We start from the raw sequence: 15,150 nt of genomic DNA, 5'->3' as shown, positions 1-15,150 counted from the left end.
ACAGATAAGACTATGACTCCTGAACTCTTCTCTCAAAGTCTGCAGCTGGCCCTGCCCGAAATCATCCTGGCGGTCGGAGCACTTGTGCTTCTCATGATGGGTGTCTTTATCGGCGAAAAGTCGAACCAGCTCATCTCCGGGCTGTCCATCGCACTTCTCGCCGTCGTCGGATTGCTGATCACGGTCTCCACCGGTAATGGCGAAGCCTTTGGCGGTGCCTTCATCGTCGATCCGTTTGCGCGCTTCATGAAGGTCGCGGCGATCGCCGGCTCGATTTTTGCGCTTGCCATGTCTGCCGTTCAGGGCAGGGCCATGCAGCTCGACAAGATCGAGTATCCTATCCTTCTCGTCCTCTCGACGCTCGGCATGCTGCTGCTGATCTCGGCAAACGACCTGATCGCTTTCTATCTCGGCCTCGAGCTGATGTCGCTGGCGCTGTATGTCGTTGCCGCGTTCAATCGTGACAGCCTGCGCTCGACGGAAGCGGGCCTGAAATATTTCGTCCTCGGTGCGCTTTCCTCGGGCATGCTGCTCTACGGCATGTCGCTGGTCTACGGCTTCACCGGCAATACCGGCTTCCAGGAAATCGCCACCGTTCTGTCTTCGGAACCCCGTGGCCTCGGTCTCGTCTTCGGCATGGTCTTCATGCTCGCCGGCGCCTGCTTCAAGATTTCCGCGGTTCCTTTCCACATGTGGACGCCGGACGTTTATGAAGGTGCCCCGACCCCCGTCACCGCCTTCTTTGCAGCCGGTCCGAAGATCGCCGCCATGGCGATCCTGATCCGTCTCACCTCGGAAACCTTCCTACCGCTGATCAGCGACTGGCGCCAGATCATCGTTTTCGTCGCGATCGCCTCAATGATGCTCGGCTCGTTTGCCGCCGTCGGCCAGAAGAACATCAAGCGCCTGATGGCCTATTCCTCCATCGGTCATATGGGCTTTGCGCTTGTCGGTCTGTCGGCAGGCAGCGAAAGCGGCGTGTCCGGTGTCGCCCTCTACATGCTCATCTACATGATGATGTCTTTCGGCACTTTCGCCTGCATCATGTCGATGCGCCGCCCGGACGGCACCTATGTCGAGGAGATCGACGAGCTTGCCGGCCTCTTTGCCAGAAAGCCGTTCATGGCGGTGGTACTGACGGCGCAGATGTTCTCCATGGCTGGCATTCCGCCGCTTGCCGGCTTCTTCGCCAAGTATTACGTCTTCCTTGCAGCCGTCGAAGCGGGCCTCTTCACCCTTGCCGTCGTGGGCTTCCTCACCTCGGTCGTCGCAGCCTACTACTATCTGCGCATCGTCAAGCTGATGTGGTTCGATGAGCCGAAGGGCGAGTTCGAACGCACCCCCGGCGAGCTGCGCTTCATATTCGGCATTTCCGGCCTGCTGATCACGACCTACATCCTGTACGGCGGCCCGATCGGTTCTGCAGCGGATGCAGCAGCACGGTCGTTCTTCTGAGGATGGCGGGAGAGAAGAGCCGCTTCTCGCTCGAAGCTTTCCGTCATGTGGCCTTGGACGACATCGGCTCGACCAACAGCGAGTGTCTCGCCCGCGCTCGCGCGGGCGATCCCGGTTTGTTGTGGGTGACTGCTGCCCGCCAGACTGAAGGCCGCGGCCGGCGTGGCCGTGCCTGGACCTCAGAACCCGGCAATCTTTACGCCTCTTTGCTCCTGATCGACCCGGCCCCCATGGAGCGCGTTGCTTCTTTGCCGCTTGCCGTGGCGGTGGCGGTTCATGATGCCGTGAAGGCGGTTTTGCCGCCCGGCGACGCCGCGCTTCAGGTGAAGTGGCCGAACGATATCCTCATCAATCGCAGCAAGACCTGCGGTATTCTTCTTGAGGGAGAGCCGTTGGCTGATGGCCGAAGGGCCTTGGTCATCGGCATCGGCATCAATATCCGCCACATGCCCGACAGTGCACCTTACGGCGTTACGCGTCTTGTCGATCACGGTGCGGCGATTACGCCGGACGAACTTTTTGCCCATCTCTATCAATCCATGGCGCTTGCACTCGAACTGTGGGATGAAGGACGAGGCACGGCCGGGATCGTTCGTCGCTGGCGGGAGGTCGCCTGCGGCGTTGGCGAGCGTATCACCGTCAATCTTCCCGACAGGTCACTCGAGGGACGGTTCGCCGGTATCGACGATGGCGGCCTGCTGTTACTCGACATGGGGGGTGGACAAGTCCTGCCGATCGCGGCAGGGGATGTATTCTTTACAAGAACGGAATAAGAAGAAGAATGGCTAAGCAAGACGAACTGGTGTTTCTGCCGCTGGGCGGCGTGGGCGAGATCGGCATGAACCTCGCTCTCTACGGTTATGGACCGGCTGAGAAGCGCCAGTGGATCATGGTCGATTGCGGTGTGACCTTCCCGGGTCCGGATCTTCCGGGCGTTGACCTCGTCCTTCCCGATATCCGTTTCCTCGCCTCACAGCGCAACAATCTCAAGGGCATGATCATCACCCATGCGCATGAGGACCATTACGGCGCGATGAACGATCTGTGGCCGGGCCTCAACGTGCCGGTCTATGCCTCGCCGTTTACCGCCGGCATGCTGGAGGCAAAGCGCAAATACGAAGGCGACCGGGCGGAAATCCCGATCACCATCTTTAAGGCCGGCGATCGTATCAATGTCGGCCCGTTCGAGATCGAGGCCGTCGGCGTCAACCACTCGATCCCTGAACCCATGTCGCTCGTCATCCGCACGCCGCTCGGCAATGTCGTCCATACCGGCGACTGGAAGATCGACGCAAGGCCGACGCTCGGGCCGTTGACCGACGAGGACCGTTTCCGCGCCATCGGCGACGAAGGCGTTCTGGCGCTGATGTGCGACAGTACCAATGCCATGCGCGAAGGCGTTTCGCCATCGGAAGAGGAAGTCTCGAAAGGCCTTCAAAAGGTCATCGAGGAAGCTGAGGGCAGGGTGGCCGTCACCACTTTCTCGTCGAATGTCGGTCGTATCCGCTCGATCGCGGAAGCTGCCAACGCAGCCGGGCGTGAAGTCCTGCTGCTCGGTTCGTCGCTGAAGCGTGTCGTCAACGTCGCACAGGATATCGGCATCATGGAAGGCCTCAAACCCTTCCTCGCTGAAGACGAATACGGCTACATCCCGCGCGACAAGGTCGTCGTCATCCTGACCGGCAGCCAGGGCGAGTCCCGCGCAGCGCTCGCCAAGATTTCCCGCGACGAGATGCGTCACGTGGCGCTCACCAAGGGCGACACGGTCGTCTTTTCGTCCCGCACCATTCCCGGCAACGAAAAGCCGATTATCGAGATCAAGAACGCGCTGATCGAACAGGGCATCAAGATCGTCACCGATACGGATGCACTGGTTCACGTCTCCGGCCACCCACGCCGCAACGAACTGCTGCAGATGTACGCATGGACCCGTCCGCAGATCCTTGTCCCCGTTCACGGTGAAGCCGCTCATCTGACCGCGCAGGCCGAACTGGGCGCTTCTGCCGGCATTGCGACGATCCCGCGTGTCCGCAACGGTAACGTCCTGCGGCTTGCTCCCGGTCCTGCCGAAGTTATCGACGAAGTGCCGCATGGCCGTATCTTCAAGGACGGCAAACTGATCGGCGATTTCGACGAGATGGCCATCGGCGACCGCCGCAAGCTGTCCTTTGCCGGTCATGTGTCGGTCAACATCCTTCTCGATGCCCGTTACGAATTCCTCGCCGACCCGGACCTCGTCTCTTACGGCCTGCCGGAATTCGATGACGAAGGTGAGGATATGGATGACGGGCTCTATGATGCCGTGCTTGGCGCCGTCGAAAGCATTCCGCGCACCCGCCGTAAGGATCTCGACACGGTACGGGAATCCGTCCGCCGCGCCGTGCGCTCCGCAACCAACATCGCCTGGGGCAAAAAGCCGGTCGTCACGGTTTTCGTGACGAGAGTGCAGTAAGGGATTGGGGAGGTTGCCGTCGGAGGATTTTGCGGCCCCCCCCCTCACTTGCGATTTCCAACACTTGGCCGAGCCAAGATGTTGAAACAGCGTTTTCTCCCACGAGGGATGAGATATCGTTGCCGCAAGCTTTGCAGTCTACCTCTCCACTTGTGGGAGAGGTAGCAAAATCAAGATCTTAGCTCAACTAAGTCTTAGATTTTGTTGGTGAGGGGATCTGGCTGCCTCCAGGGAGGAGAAACGCATGCTTGGCCGTGTAAACCACATAGCGATCGCGGTGCCCATCCTCGAGGAAGCCGCTGCGATCTATCGAGACACGCTGGGCGCAAAGGTCTCCGCGCCGCAATCCTTGCCCGAGCACGGCGTCACCGTGGTTTTCGTCGAGCTGCCGAATACCAAGATCGAACTGCTCGAACCGCTCGACGATCTGTCACCGATTGCCGCGTTTCTTCAGCGCAATCCCGCCGGCGGCATCCACCACATCTGTTATGAAACTCCCGACATAAATGCTGCGGCTGAAAAGCTGCAGGCCGTTGGCGCACGCGTTCTGGGCGATGGCACGCCGAAGATCGGCGCCCATGGAAAACCGGTGCTCTTCCTCCACCCTAAGGATTTCAACGGCACGCTGATCGAACTGGAAGAGGTTTGACAGACCAAGGCGATGGCAAATGAAATCAATGACCTGCCTATATATCCGGAATCATTTTGTCAGCCAACGCGCTCCATTGAGCCGCGGATGCGTGCAACCGATGGAGCCACCGCATGCCAGCCCTGACCATTGTTGCGATCTATTTCATCCTCTGGTGGACGGTGCTGTTCATCGTGCTTCCGCTCGGCTATCGCAGCCAGCGCGAGGAGGGGGAGGTGACGCTCGGTACCGTTGAAAGCGCACCAGCGCGGTTCAGGGGCGGACGCGTCATCCTGCTCACCACCGTCATTTCTGCGGCAATCTATCTCGCCTATCACCTTGCCTCGGTTTATTTCGGTTTCGGTATCGGTAGCATTCCGAATATCATTCCGAGTTTCAAATAAGTCGGTGCCTCGCGCTCGAGAGACCCAGTCCTCGGCACGGCCGCCATGTTTCCGTCACTTCGATGTCATGAACATCAGCCATAGGACGCATCACGTTCCTGTCACAATACGGTTTGACGGGCATCCGGCCTGCTGAAAGGCAAAAAAAAACAAGGCGTTGAAGCCTTGTTTTTCAGTTTCGCGTGATCCTAACCGTTTCCGGGGCAGCGTCTAGCGCGCCTAAGATCTGATCCTCCCAAGACTTTACCGCGATTGGCATGAATTTGAACTTCATGCCTGTTTTATGAGCTGAAACTAGCCCAATGGTTGGGCTTTGTCATCCTCTTTTTTTGTATTTTTGTGACACGTGTGGAAAAAATTGCCCTTGGCGCATTTGTCGCACCCCTGCTTTCATGAAAATCACATTTTCTGCAAGTCCCTGCCGATTTTCTGCTTTGGTCATCCACCACCTTTCGATGGCGGCCGGGTTTCCATGGCTGTCGGGAACCGGTAATAAGCCACGCAATATGTCTTCAAATCGGCCGATTCCTGATTGATGCGGAGCGGCCAGTAAACGTCGGAAATCAAGATGCGCCTGTCTCGCTATTTTATGCCCATCCTGAAGGAAAATCCCAAGGAGGCGGAAATCGTTTCGCACCGGCTGATGCTGCGCGCGGGCATGGTCCGTCAGCAGAGCCAGGGCATCTATTCCTGGTTGCCGCTTGGCAAGAAGGTGCTGGACAAGGTCAACGCCATCATCCGCGAGGAACAGAACCGCGCCGGCGCCGTCGAGCTGCTGATGCCGACGCTGCAGTCTGCCGAGCTGTGGCAGGAAAGCGGCCGCTACGAGGCCTATGGCAAGGAAATGCTGCGCATCAAGGACCGCCAGGAGCGGCCGATGCTCTACGGCCCGACCAATGAGGAAATGGTCACCGATATCTTCCGGTCCTACGTCAAGTCCTACAAGAACCTGCCGCTCAACCTCTATCATATCCAGCTGAAATTCCGCGACGAGATCCGTCCGCGTTTCGGCACCATGCGCTCGCGCGAATTTCTGATGAAGGATGCCTATTCCTTCGACATGACCCGCGAAGACGCCATCCATTCCTATAACAAGATGTTCGTCGCTTACCTGCGCACCTTCGCGCGGCTCGGCATGCGCGCCATTCCGATGCGCGCCGACACAGGCCCGATCGGCGGCAACCACAGCCACGAATTCATCATTCTGGCCGAGACGGGTGAATCGGAAGTCTTCAGCCACAAGGCTTTCACCGATTTTGACATCCCGGCCGAAACCACCGATTTCGATGACGTCGCCGGCCTGCAGGCGATCTTCGACAAGTGGACCTCGGTTTACGCCGCCACGTCCGAAATGCACGACGAGGCCGCCTTCAACGCGATCCCGGACACAGACCGCTTGTCTGCCCGCGGCATCGAGGTCGGCCACATCTTTTATTTCGGCACCAAATATTCCGAACCGATGGGCGCCAAGGTGCAGGGACCGGACGGCAAGGAGCATCCCGTCCACATGGGTTCCTACGGTATTGGCCCGACCCGCCTTGTTCCCGCCATTATAGAAGCATCGCATGACGAGAACGGCATCATCTGGCCCGAATCGGTCGCACCCTTCGATGTCGTGGTGATCAACATGAAGCCGGGCGATGCGGCCTGCGACACGCTGTCGGAAAAGCTCTACGCCTCGCTGAAGAATGCCGGCAAGGACGTGCTCTACGACGACACCGACGACCGCGCGGGCACGAAGTTCGCCACGGCCGATCTGATCGGCGTTCCGGTGCAGATCATCGTCGGTCCCCGTTCGGCAGCCGTTGGTGAGGTCGAAGTCAAGGACCGCAAGACCGGCGCCCGCGAGGTAATGACCCTTGAGGCCGCACTGAACCGGGCAACCGGCTGACAACTCTGCCGTTCGGGTTTCCGGCCGGATGACAGCATTGGGTGCAGGACAGGCCGAAGCGGCCTTGTCCCGCACCGATCAAGACGAGGAAACATGAATGGCGAGCGTTGCGGCGGGTAGTGAAAAGGAAAAGGTCGCAAAGGCTCCGAGCGCCGGCGCCTTTTCGGGCTTTGAGCGCATGGTCGCCTGGCGTTACCTGCGCTCGCGCCGCAAGGAAGCCTTCATCTCGGTCATCGCCGGCTTCTCCTTCATCGGCATCATGCTGGGGGTCGCGACCCTCATCATCGTCATGGCTGTGATGAACGGTTTTCGCACCGAGCTGATTTCCCGCATTCTTGGCATCAACGGCCACATGATCGTCCAGCCGGTCGATACGCCGCTCAACGACTATGCCGAGCTGACGAAAAAATTCTCCGCCGTGCCGGGTGTCCGCATGGCCCTGCCGCTGGTGGAGGGGCAGACGCTTGCCTCCGGCCGTGGTGGCGCGGGTTCCGGCGCGCTTGTCCGCGGCGTTCGTGCCGAAGATCTCGAAAAGCTCTCGGAAGTCGCCGGCAATATCAAGCAAGGCGATATCGTCGGTTTTGCCTCGGGGCAGGGTGTCCTTGTCGGCTCCAGGCTCGCAGCCCAGCTCGGCCTTAATGCCGGTGACCAGATCACGCTGATTTCGCCGGAAGGCGACGTGACGCCGATGGGCGTCAATCCGCGCGTCAAATCCTACACCATCTCGGGCATATTCGAGATCGGCATGTCTGAATATGATGCGACGATCATTTATATGCCGCTGGAAGAATCGCAGCTCTATTTCAACGCTGATGGCATCGTCCAGTCGATCGAACTGTTCATCAACGACCCGGAAGCGGTGGATGAACTGCGTCCCAAGATTGAGCAGGCCGCTGGCCGCCAGATCTTCATCACCGACTGGCGCCAGCGCAACCAGACCTTCTTCTCCGCACTTCAGGTCGAACGCAACGTCATGTTCATGATCTTGACGCTGATCGTGCTGGTGGCGGCCCTCAACATCATCTCCGGCCTCATCATGCTGGTGAAGGACAAGGGCTCCGATATCGCCATCCTACGCACGATGGGTGCCAGTTCCGGCTCGATCATGCGCATCTTCTTCATGACGGGGGCCGCGATCGGTCTCGTCGGCACACTTGCCGGTGTCGCACTCGGCGTCGTTGTCTGCCTGAATATCGAATCGATCCGGCAATTCTTTTCCTGGATCTCGGGTACTATTCTGTTCAACCCGGAACTCTATTTCCTGAGCGAACTGCCCGCTGAAATGAGCGTCAGCGAGACAGTCTCCGTCGTCACTATGGCACTGACGCTGTCGTTCATCGCCACCATCTTCCCGGCATGGCGAGCCTCAAGGCTCGATCCTGTCCAGGCGCTTCGCTACGAATAGGATCCCAGTACCTCATGGCACCTCGCAAATCCGTCTTGAAGCTTACGAGCGTCGAACGTCATTATGGTCAGGGAGAAACGACGCTTTCGATTTTGAAAGGCGCAGATTTCGAACTGCAGAGCGGCGAGATCGTCGCGCTCGTCGCGCCGTCGGGCACCGGCAAGTCGACGCTTCTGCATCTGGCGGGCCTGCTCGAACATCCGGATGCCGGTGAAGTCTTTGTCGGCGGACGATCCTGCAATGATCTGCCGGATGAACAGCGCACCTCGATCCGTCGTTCAGAAATCGGTTTCGTCTACCAGTTCCACCATCTCCTGCCGGAATTTACCGCGATCGAGAACATCATGATGCCGCAGCTGATCGGCGGTCTGTCCAAAAAAGAAGCGAAGGAGCGGGCTGCCCAGCTTCTCGACTATATGCGCATCGGCCATCGCGCCGAACATCGCCCGGCCGAACTGTCAGGCGGTGAACAGCAGCGCGTCGCGATCGCCCGTGCCGTTGCCAATGCGCCACGCGTCCTGCTTGCCGACGAACCAACCGGTAATCTCGACCCGAAAACCGCGTCCTATGTCTTTGATGCGCTGGAAGCCCTGGTGCGCCAGTCGGGTCTGGCAGCGCTCATCGCCACCCATAACCACGACCTCGCCGCCCGCATGGACCGCCGCGTCACAATTGAAGGCGGCAAAGTCGTCGAGTTCTAAGACCCGGTTACCGATTTCAGAATTCGCGCTGTTATCCCGCATTGATAAAGCTTGTGGCGAGGCCTTTGCCCCCGCTGGCGGCCACGTCTTTTGGCCCGGTCGTGCTTGCTGCCGGCTCAGGCCGTCGGATCATTACGGCCCTTCGCCAAAAGATACAGCATTGGCGCGCGAGTCTCCGATGCTCGCGATCGACATATTCAAGGGCAAACTTAACAATTATCGCTCCACCGTTTTCTATCGCGATAGCGATGCTAACACCATCGCTCGTCCGAGAGCGACAGGCGTATCTCCATTTTGTGGCTTCCGCCACGATTGCTCGGGGCGCGATCGCCGCACATGATGTCAGGGCAGTGGGCTGGCTGGCGAAGATATCCAAGCGAGCTGCTAGGAGCGAATTCTCTTGGCGTATTTCAAGTCGGCGATGTCAGTGCGATGGCATGGGAACCGCCCGCTGCCACACATGTATCGTTCCGAAACATAATCACCAATATTGGTGAGGTGGTGATGCATCAGTAAATAAAAATACGGGACGAACTCAACAAATCCTTCGAGCTATAGTTGACTACGTCACAATGTGGCGTGTCTTTTGAGTAATTATTCAGGAATAATTCGGATTGTTTGCTTTGGAGGCGCGCAGTGAAAATACGATTTCTCGTGGCGTTGGTCGGTCTGTATTCGCTTTGCGGTAATGTGAACGCCAGTATGACCGGCGATCTAAATGAATGGCAAAGTAACGTGAGCAACGTTCAAACCACCGCTTACTACGGACCTACCCAGAGCTTTACACAGGGTTTTTCCGTTGGGAGCGTGAATGTATTCACAGCCTCACTACTGGGCATTTCCCAGATAGGTCAGAATTTTGCGACCGGTACGTGGACGCAGGGATATGGCGGCCAGGTTCTGCAGGGAGGTGGCGCCAGCTTCATCACACTGTTTTTCAGCCGGCCCATCACTGCCTTCAGTGCCCTTTTCACTCCAAACTATTACCAGACAAGTACCATGTCGCTTTTTGTCGGCAACGAGCAAATGAGCCGGACGGTAACAACAACCCCGGCGTTTGGTTCCGCTGCATTCTTCGGCTGGTTTGGTGACGCTGTGAGCTCGCTGACCATTGCCACGAATGGAGGAGCCAATTCCATCGCGTTTGGAAAGGTCGCCGTGGGCGACGTTGTCAGGGCGCCGCCTGTTACCGCTGTCCCTGGTCCTGAAGCCGGCGCAGGCGTCGGTGCTCTGGTGATGCTCGGTGTTGCCTATTGGGCAAAGCGACGTCGAGACGAAAAGGCTCTGGCTGCGTAGGGCTCTCTTGCTGCCTGAAAGAAAGGCTCCGGTGGGGGTCTTTCCCGTTGTGGTGAAAGCGATGTCAGGGCGGTGGGTTCCTCAGCTCAGAGGTAACGCAAGATCTGACCGGACCGCGCGTATCCATAAACACGAAAGCCATCAGCGGTCTCTTCGCCCGGCAAATGTATCTGCTGTAGAACCCGCAAAATATGTTGACGTTGACTCGGCTCAACGAGGATATCGACAGACAGAATGTCGTCGTATCCGCCCTCGGAGAAATGGTAAAACCACTCTCTGTCTGGATGGGAGCGATGACCGTTCGCGCATAAAGTTGTCCAGGCAGGAGAGTTCTCCAAGGAGGACATTGCGTCTCGCAATTCGTTCCATTTTGTGTTGTTCATGACCGGGAGCATGGTGCACACTGGCTCGTATTCGGATTGCAGTTTGCCTATCCGAAAAACAGGACAATGTCTCCCCGGTTTCGAACGACGGATGTCGCGGCGAGGGCGCGCGCTATGAGCGAAGGGTGGAACACGACGAGTGTTCTAATCCAGCAATGCGGGGATTGCGAATGGAAGACACTCGGTGGCTTCTCTCTCAATGTAGACGTGAAAGGGAATCGCGTTCCGATCCCACCACTCCCCGTCCGTCACAGGCCTTGCCCACTCTTCTCCAGCGACATTGAGCAATGTCAGTAATGCCCGGAACGATAACTGGTCACGTCGAGAAAAAGCAGCCGCTCCCGCAAGGACGATATTAATCGCGTTTGGCCGAAGCCAGGAGAGGTCCGCAAGAGCTTCATCTAGCGCGTCCCAATTCGCAATCTCCCGGTACGGCATACGCATCGCAGCCCGGAACGTCTCAAACAGATCGTATTTGGTACGCGATAAACCAATATCGACGATGTAGGCGGTCACACCGAGCAATTGCAGGCGCTTCTGCAGGCTGACACCACCGCTCTCGCATTGCACGATAAACGGAGAGCCGCTGGAATTTACAAGGTCCTGGAGAAGCATCAAAAAGCCCAAAATACTGTGTCGTGATAGCCAATTCGTGCCCTGGCTGCAATTCGCGTGACAAAGTCCATGTCAGAGCCGTTCCTCCCCTGCAAGTCCTAGGCGGTCTCAACACGCTCTGGTTATCAGTCCTCTCCAGAAAGGAGAGTGACGGTGCAGGTTATGTGAAGCGCTGGTCGCCCGAGAAGCTTTTAGTGTAGCGGCGATTAATGCGCGTGTTCTTGCCCGAAAGACCAGTTTCCCAACGGCCTGGCGCCCAATGTTGAAAGATCGGACTAGTTGCGGCTAAATATCGGGGAGGCGATTGGCACGCTTCTTCCTCTTTGTTGTTCATGCGCTTGCCCCTCGGAACCAACCGAGGGGCTTTTATGTCGGCCGTGAAGGCCGGGTGCCTGCGAAACCCGATACCACGCACTTGCGTTTTTAGGCGGATCCAGTCTCCTGAATGGATCTTAGCGCTGCTCGTGACACCACAGCGGCTGCTTGGGTTTTATCTCAGATGATGTCACGACGGTGGGGCTTTCGCGTCAGAAGCACGTGCTCGTTCCATACGTCGCAGTTTGCGCATATGCCGACTGAGAGCGGAGCGAAACTGTTCTTGTTTTCTGGTGTTAAGTATACGCATCACATCACGTATCAATTTTCGCTGATCCTGATTTTTCAAACGAAGCCTCCTCGCGTGATCATCAACGCAAGAACGTCCAGCTTGATCCATTTAAAGGGTGTCAGGAGGGCAGTAGGCTAGCTGATGTCGAAGCCCCAAGCGACGTTAGACGAGCTATTGCTCCACTATAGGTATTTCGCGCTCAAAGCATCCGACTGAGAAGCAAGCGGGATCTATCGATAAGCGCGGCCCACTCCTGACATCCACTACAGCGAGTGTAAAATTCTAGCCCCTCAAGCAACAGGGGATTCTACTACCGTACAGAGAATTTCTCTACTTGCAGGTTCACTGAACGAAGAATTACAATCAGTTGATGTCGCGGGGGGATCAACATGTCTTTCTTGCTTTAGCTTAGAAGCTTTCTGATAAAGCGGTCACCACATTCACTGGATCTTAAAGAGAACGTTCTCGTGCTGGGGTCGGGACCGGGTTCCTTTATTCCCGTTGAGTTTGACGAAACATGGTCCCTCATCTCGATCAACGCCTCACAAGCCGCGTTGAAAGATCAAACAATCGTCCCTGATTTTACGCTGTTTGGGACCTCGACGTTGCGCAACAAGCCGACAAATCGAGATACAAAAGACGTACTGAGGGGTCGAAGAACCAAAACACTGATCCTCTTTGACCGAGAAAAGTTCATCGATAACCAGAGGTACAAGCTGTTCCGGCTCGGATTCTGCTACGATCGGGTCATATTCCTGTCAACGGCTGAGCGTCTCGCCTGGATACGCGACGCAACAGGTGTCGAAGTGAAGGACAACACGCAAAAGCCAAGCAACGGAGTTGCTGCGGCTTTTCTTTGTGTTTCAGCCGGCGTCAAACGAGTTGTCATGACCGGGTTCTCGCTGACAAAGGATGGCCACGCTTACAATGACAAAAATCGCGAACGAGCTCACGTTCAAGGCGATCGCGCAGCGCTTAGAATGGCAATCTTGCGACGCCATCCTATTTTCACGAACCAGGCAGAGTTTTCTGAAGAGTCTGGCGTCCCTCTCCTATAGAGGGACGGCAAATGTCGTCAGGGAGCTGCGTGCGGCCAGGCAAAGAAAAAGCCCCGTCGAAACTGAACGGAGCCCTCTCTATCACTGTATAAACCTGCGTTAGCAGGACGTACCTGCGGTACCTGCTCCAGGATTGGTGCTCGTGTTATTGTTTTGGTCAGACTGTGCCGCGCCTTGCGTACCGCCGGGAGCACCGCAGTTGGTGTTAGAGCTGCCCTGATCCGCGCCCTGATTGCCACCGGAGTTGCTGCCGCCGCTGCTACCGGAAGAACCAGTCGATCCGCTTTCGGAGCCGCTGTTGGCAGAGCCGTTATTACCACTATTGCCAGAATTGCCACCTGAGCTTTGGGCCATAGCCGATGTTGCGAGACCGATCGATAGCGCCGTTACTGCGAGAATTTTCATCATGTTGTTTGTTTCCTCACCTTTTTAATCTTACAGACGAGAAACCGCGGGCCAACGGAATTGTTTCTGTCCGCTACCGTACTGGAACCATCAGCCTACAGCCTCAAGTCGGTGGTCTGGCGTCGTTCGGTTGGGGATACGCTTACGTTCGAACATATGTCAGGATCTTGAACCGCTGAGTTAGATCTCACTCAATGTTCTCAAGGCGATTAGGCGCGCCTCTTCATCATGGTGTTTGTGTACTTGCTCCTCTAAACACCCCAAGGGCTTTTGGTTCAGGTGTGGTGGGGGCAGTGAGGCTATCAAGCCATGAATGCGGTACCTTCACACGCATTCATGATGTATCGAACCGTGCCTCCACAAGCCGCACATCATTGGTAGGTCGTAAACCCCTGACCGAAAATGTTTCGAAACGGTACATCTGTTGCGAGAGGAAAAGCGTTTATCGCGGGCTTGACACCTTTCTTTAACGCCGTTCCTCGATAAAAAAAGTATGACCGCCGAGCTAAAGCACTTGATTGAGCAGATTGACGATCTCGCCGTTCGTAACGGCTATTTTGAGGGAGCACTCGGTTCGTCAATGATCTGAACGTCTCTCGGGAAAATCCAGATCGCGAGCGGCGACCGCGTCGATAGCCTGCCCACTAATCTTATGAAACTTAGGGAGCTACTCCGAACTGCGATGTTTGGAGCCAGCAGAGGTGTTGAGGCAGACCTGCAAACTGTGATTTCCACCGTTGACGGCTGCCTCATTCTCTTGACCGGAAAAGAGGTTGACCCGTAACCATCCATCGCCTTGACTTATCTTGTCAGTGTGATGCTGCCGCAAACAGCCGTCACGGCTTCTCATGCTCGGTTCGTATCCGCTAGCTGAACGAAAAACCCGCCGCCAAGTAAGATCCTGACGACGGGCTGGATTGCGTTTGAATGATGATTGCTTATTTTGCGCGGCAACGCCCCGTCCTGGTGTTCTCCTTATCGCCGTCATCGTAGGCGATGCCGATCTTTTCGCCTGCGAGCGAAGCAATCCTGCCCGGATACCATTCGCCGGCGTTCTTAAAATTACATTCGACCTTGCTGCCGATCATCCAGTCGTAAGGACGAATATCGCCGCGAGAGACGGTTTCTCTGTCGCCGTCGTCATACCGGATGGTAATTTTCTCGCCTGAAACCTTGTCGATTACTCCAGGAAACCAGTAACCGGCGCCCTTATAGTTGCCGAGGACCCAATCCCCGGTCGTCTGGGCGCTGGCGGCGCCTGCGCCGACCGAAAGCATAGCTGCGGTGATAATACCAGCGGCGAACCTGAACAAATGCATCCTCCCAAAACCAACCCAAAATTGGGTTGAGGTTAGAAAATACAATGCCTTACGTGAATATTGAGTGAACTTACGATATACCCTGAAAGTGTTCTACGGGACGCAGGTATTCTAGGGGCTGGCCTAAGCCTTTCAGATGTATTGACCTCCTCGCTGGGTGGCGGTGAAATTGGTGCGAGGCTTTGCACACAGGCCTCGACCCGCCACGAGGGACCGCGGGCCGGCCCCTCGCGAAGTGGAACACGCGAGGGGCCGATGTCAGGGAGCCGGGCAACGTTGCGACGAGGCCCCGCGTTTACTCGAACCGTCTTCTCCCGTTTGGCAGGTCATCCCAACTGGACCAGAGCCCATAGGCTCGCGATAGCGTGTCGGTAGGCAGTCGATGCCCAAATCCACTTCTCAACGCGCACCGGCGTGACCCGGTCCGAACGACATAGGCCGGCAATGCCAGAAAGCGTGCCTACCTCGAACCGCGACGTTAATATTCTGTTCACTATCGATGCGGGGATATGGCGCGAAATATGTTTCTCT

15 protein-coding genes are annotated in these 15,150 nt (G+C 56.9%); 10 read left to right on the top strand and 5 right to left on the bottom strand.

Annotated elements, in window-relative coordinates; genetic code table 11:
* Positions 1-12: 12 nt before the first annotated feature.
* The 5 genes from nuoN (at position 13) to FHP24_RS02605 (ending at position 4,939) form a co-directional block, all read left to right on the top strand.
* Positions 13-1,455, top strand: a complete 1,443-nt coding sequence (nuoN, locus tag FHP24_RS02625; protein WP_139672454.1) for an NADH-quinone oxidoreductase subunit NuoN — start codon at positions 13-15, stop codon at positions 1,453-1,455.
* Between the two features lie 2 nt (positions 1,456-1,457).
* The gene (locus FHP24_RS02620; protein ID WP_139672451.1) at positions 1,458-2,228 is read left to right on the top strand and encodes a biotin--[acetyl-CoA-carboxylase] ligase; all 771 of its coding nucleotides are present in this window, start codon (positions 1,458-1,460) and stop codon (positions 2,226-2,228) included.
* A gap of 8 nt (positions 2,229-2,236) precedes the next feature.
* A complete protein-coding gene (locus FHP24_RS02615; RefSeq protein WP_139672448.1) occupies positions 2,237-3,907 on the top strand; it encodes a ribonuclease J in 1,671 nt (556 codons plus the stop codon).
* Between the two features lie 244 nt (positions 3,908-4,151).
* Entirely contained in the window at positions 4,152-4,556 is a 405-nt protein-coding gene (mce, locus tag FHP24_RS02610; RefSeq protein WP_139672445.1) for a methylmalonyl-CoA epimerase, read from the top strand.
* A 113-nt stretch (positions 4,557-4,669) separates the two neighbouring features.
* Positions 4,670-4,939, top strand: coding sequence for a DUF1467 family protein (locus FHP24_RS02605; RefSeq protein ID WP_139672442.1), 270 nt, complete (start codon positions 4,670-4,672; stop codon positions 4,937-4,939).
* A gap of 316 nt (positions 4,940-5,255) precedes the next feature.
* Here FHP24_RS02605 and FHP24_RS29180 read toward each other — a convergent pair whose 3' ends face one another.
* Positions 5,256-5,381 carry a hypothetical protein gene (locus tag FHP24_RS29180; RefSeq protein WP_281287387.1) on the bottom strand — a complete coding sequence of 42 codons (126 nt, stop codon included), beginning with the start codon at positions 5,379-5,381 and terminating at the stop codon, positions 5,256-5,258.
* A gap of 126 nt (positions 5,382-5,507) precedes the next feature.
* On the opposite strand from FHP24_RS29180, the gene proS reads away from it, so the two are divergent.
* From proS to FHP24_RS02585, 4 genes are all read left to right on the top strand, one after another.
* Positions 5,508-6,830: a proline--tRNA ligase gene (gene proS / locus FHP24_RS02600; RefSeq protein ID WP_139672438.1), complete on the top strand. Its 1,323-nt coding sequence runs from the start codon at positions 5,508-5,510 to the stop codon at positions 6,828-6,830.
* A gap of 97 nt (positions 6,831-6,927) precedes the next feature.
* Entirely contained in the window at positions 6,928-8,235 is a 1,308-nt protein-coding gene (locus FHP24_RS02595) for a lipoprotein-releasing ABC transporter permease subunit (RefSeq protein ID WP_139672435.1), read from the top strand.
* 14 nt (positions 8,236-8,249) lie between these two features.
* Positions 8,250-8,936: an ABC transporter ATP-binding protein gene (locus FHP24_RS02590; RefSeq protein ID WP_139672432.1), complete on the top strand. Its 687-nt coding sequence runs from the start codon at positions 8,250-8,252 to the stop codon at positions 8,934-8,936.
* A 636-nt stretch (positions 8,937-9,572) separates the two neighbouring features.
* Positions 9,573-10,232 carry a hypothetical protein gene (locus FHP24_RS02585; protein ID WP_139672429.1) on the top strand — a complete coding sequence of 220 codons (660 nt, stop codon included), beginning with the start codon at positions 9,573-9,575 and terminating at the stop codon, positions 10,230-10,232.
* A gap of 86 nt (positions 10,233-10,318) precedes the next feature.
* Here the strand turns inward: FHP24_RS02585 and FHP24_RS29310 are convergent, their stop codons facing one another.
* Positions 10,319-10,615, bottom strand: a complete 297-nt coding sequence (locus FHP24_RS29310; protein WP_139672426.1) for a DUF6678 family protein — start codon at positions 10,613-10,615, stop codon at positions 10,319-10,321.
* A gap of 144 nt (positions 10,616-10,759) precedes the next feature.
* The gene (locus FHP24_RS02575; RefSeq protein WP_139672423.1) at positions 10,760-11,230 is read right to left on the bottom strand and encodes a barstar family protein; all 471 of its coding nucleotides are present in this window, start codon (positions 11,228-11,230) and stop codon (positions 10,760-10,762) included.
* 1,074 nt (positions 11,231-12,304) lie between these two features.
* Here FHP24_RS02575 and FHP24_RS02570 point away from each other — a divergent pair.
* A complete protein-coding gene (locus FHP24_RS02570) occupies positions 12,305-12,895 on the top strand; it encodes a hypothetical protein (RefSeq protein ID WP_139672420.1) in 591 nt (196 codons plus the stop codon).
* 99 nt (positions 12,896-12,994) lie between these two features.
* Here FHP24_RS02570 and FHP24_RS02565 read toward each other — a convergent pair whose 3' ends face one another.
* Both FHP24_RS02565 and FHP24_RS02560 read right to left on the bottom strand, forming a co-directional pair.
* On the bottom strand, positions 12,995-13,303 hold the full coding sequence (locus FHP24_RS02565) for an oxidoreductase (protein WP_139672415.1): 309 nt from the start codon (positions 13,301-13,303) through the stop codon (positions 12,995-12,997).
* 935 nt (positions 13,304-14,238) lie between these two features.
* Complete coding sequence (locus FHP24_RS02560) at positions 14,239-14,613, bottom strand: tudor domain-containing protein (RefSeq protein ID WP_246091572.1); 375 nt, start codon at positions 14,611-14,613, stop codon at positions 14,239-14,241.
* Positions 14,614-15,150 lie beyond the last annotated feature (537 nt).

The organism is Aliirhizobium smilacinae (assembly GCF_006335145.1).
Taxonomy (GTDB): domain Bacteria; phylum Pseudomonadota; class Alphaproteobacteria; order Rhizobiales; family Rhizobiaceae; genus Neorhizobium; species Neorhizobium smilacinae.
Note: the sequence above shows the minus strand (reverse complement) of the source record. Positions and strands in the feature narration are given on the sequence as shown.

Bases quoted from the DNA above. Each gene is read 5' to 3' on its own strand.
- FHP24_RS02605 (WP_139672442.1), top strand. From the start codon at position 4,670: ATGCCAGCCCTGACCATTGTTGCGATCTATTTCATCCTCTGGTGGACG.
- nuoN (WP_139672454.1), top strand. From the start codon at position 13: ATGACTCCTGAACTCTTCTCTCAAAGTCTGCAGCTGGCCCTGCCCGAA.
- FHP24_RS02620 (WP_139672451.1), top strand. From the start codon at position 1,458: ATGGCGGGAGAGAAGAGCCGCTTCTCGCTCGAAGCTTTCCGTCATGTG.
- FHP24_RS02615 (WP_139672448.1), top strand. From the start codon at position 2,237: ATGGCTAAGCAAGACGAACTGGTGTTTCTGCCGCTGGGCGGCGTGGGC.
- FHP24_RS02565 (WP_139672415.1), bottom strand. From the start codon at position 13,303: ATGATGAAAATTCTCGCAGTAACGGCGCTATCGATCGGTCTCGCAACA.
- FHP24_RS29310 (WP_139672426.1), bottom strand. From the start codon at position 10,615: ATGAACAACACAAAATGGAACGAATTGCGAGACGCAATGTCCTCCTTG.
- proS (WP_139672438.1), top strand. From the start codon at position 5,508: ATGCGCCTGTCTCGCTATTTTATGCCCATCCTGAAGGAAAATCCCAAG.
- FHP24_RS02575 (WP_139672423.1), bottom strand. From the start codon at position 11,230: ATGCTTCTCCAGGACCTTGTAAATTCCAGCGGCTCTCCGTTTATCGTG.
- FHP24_RS29180 (WP_281287387.1), bottom strand. From the start codon at position 5,381: ATGACCAAAGCAGAAAATCGGCAGGGACTTGCAGAAAATGTGATTTTC.
- mce (WP_139672445.1), top strand. From the start codon at position 4,152: ATGCTTGGCCGTGTAAACCACATAGCGATCGCGGTGCCCATCCTCGAG.
- FHP24_RS02590 (WP_139672432.1), top strand. From the start codon at position 8,250: ATGGCACCTCGCAAATCCGTCTTGAAGCTTACGAGCGTCGAACGTCAT.
- FHP24_RS02595 (WP_139672435.1), top strand. From the start codon at position 6,928: ATGGCGAGCGTTGCGGCGGGTAGTGAAAAGGAAAAGGTCGCAAAGGCT.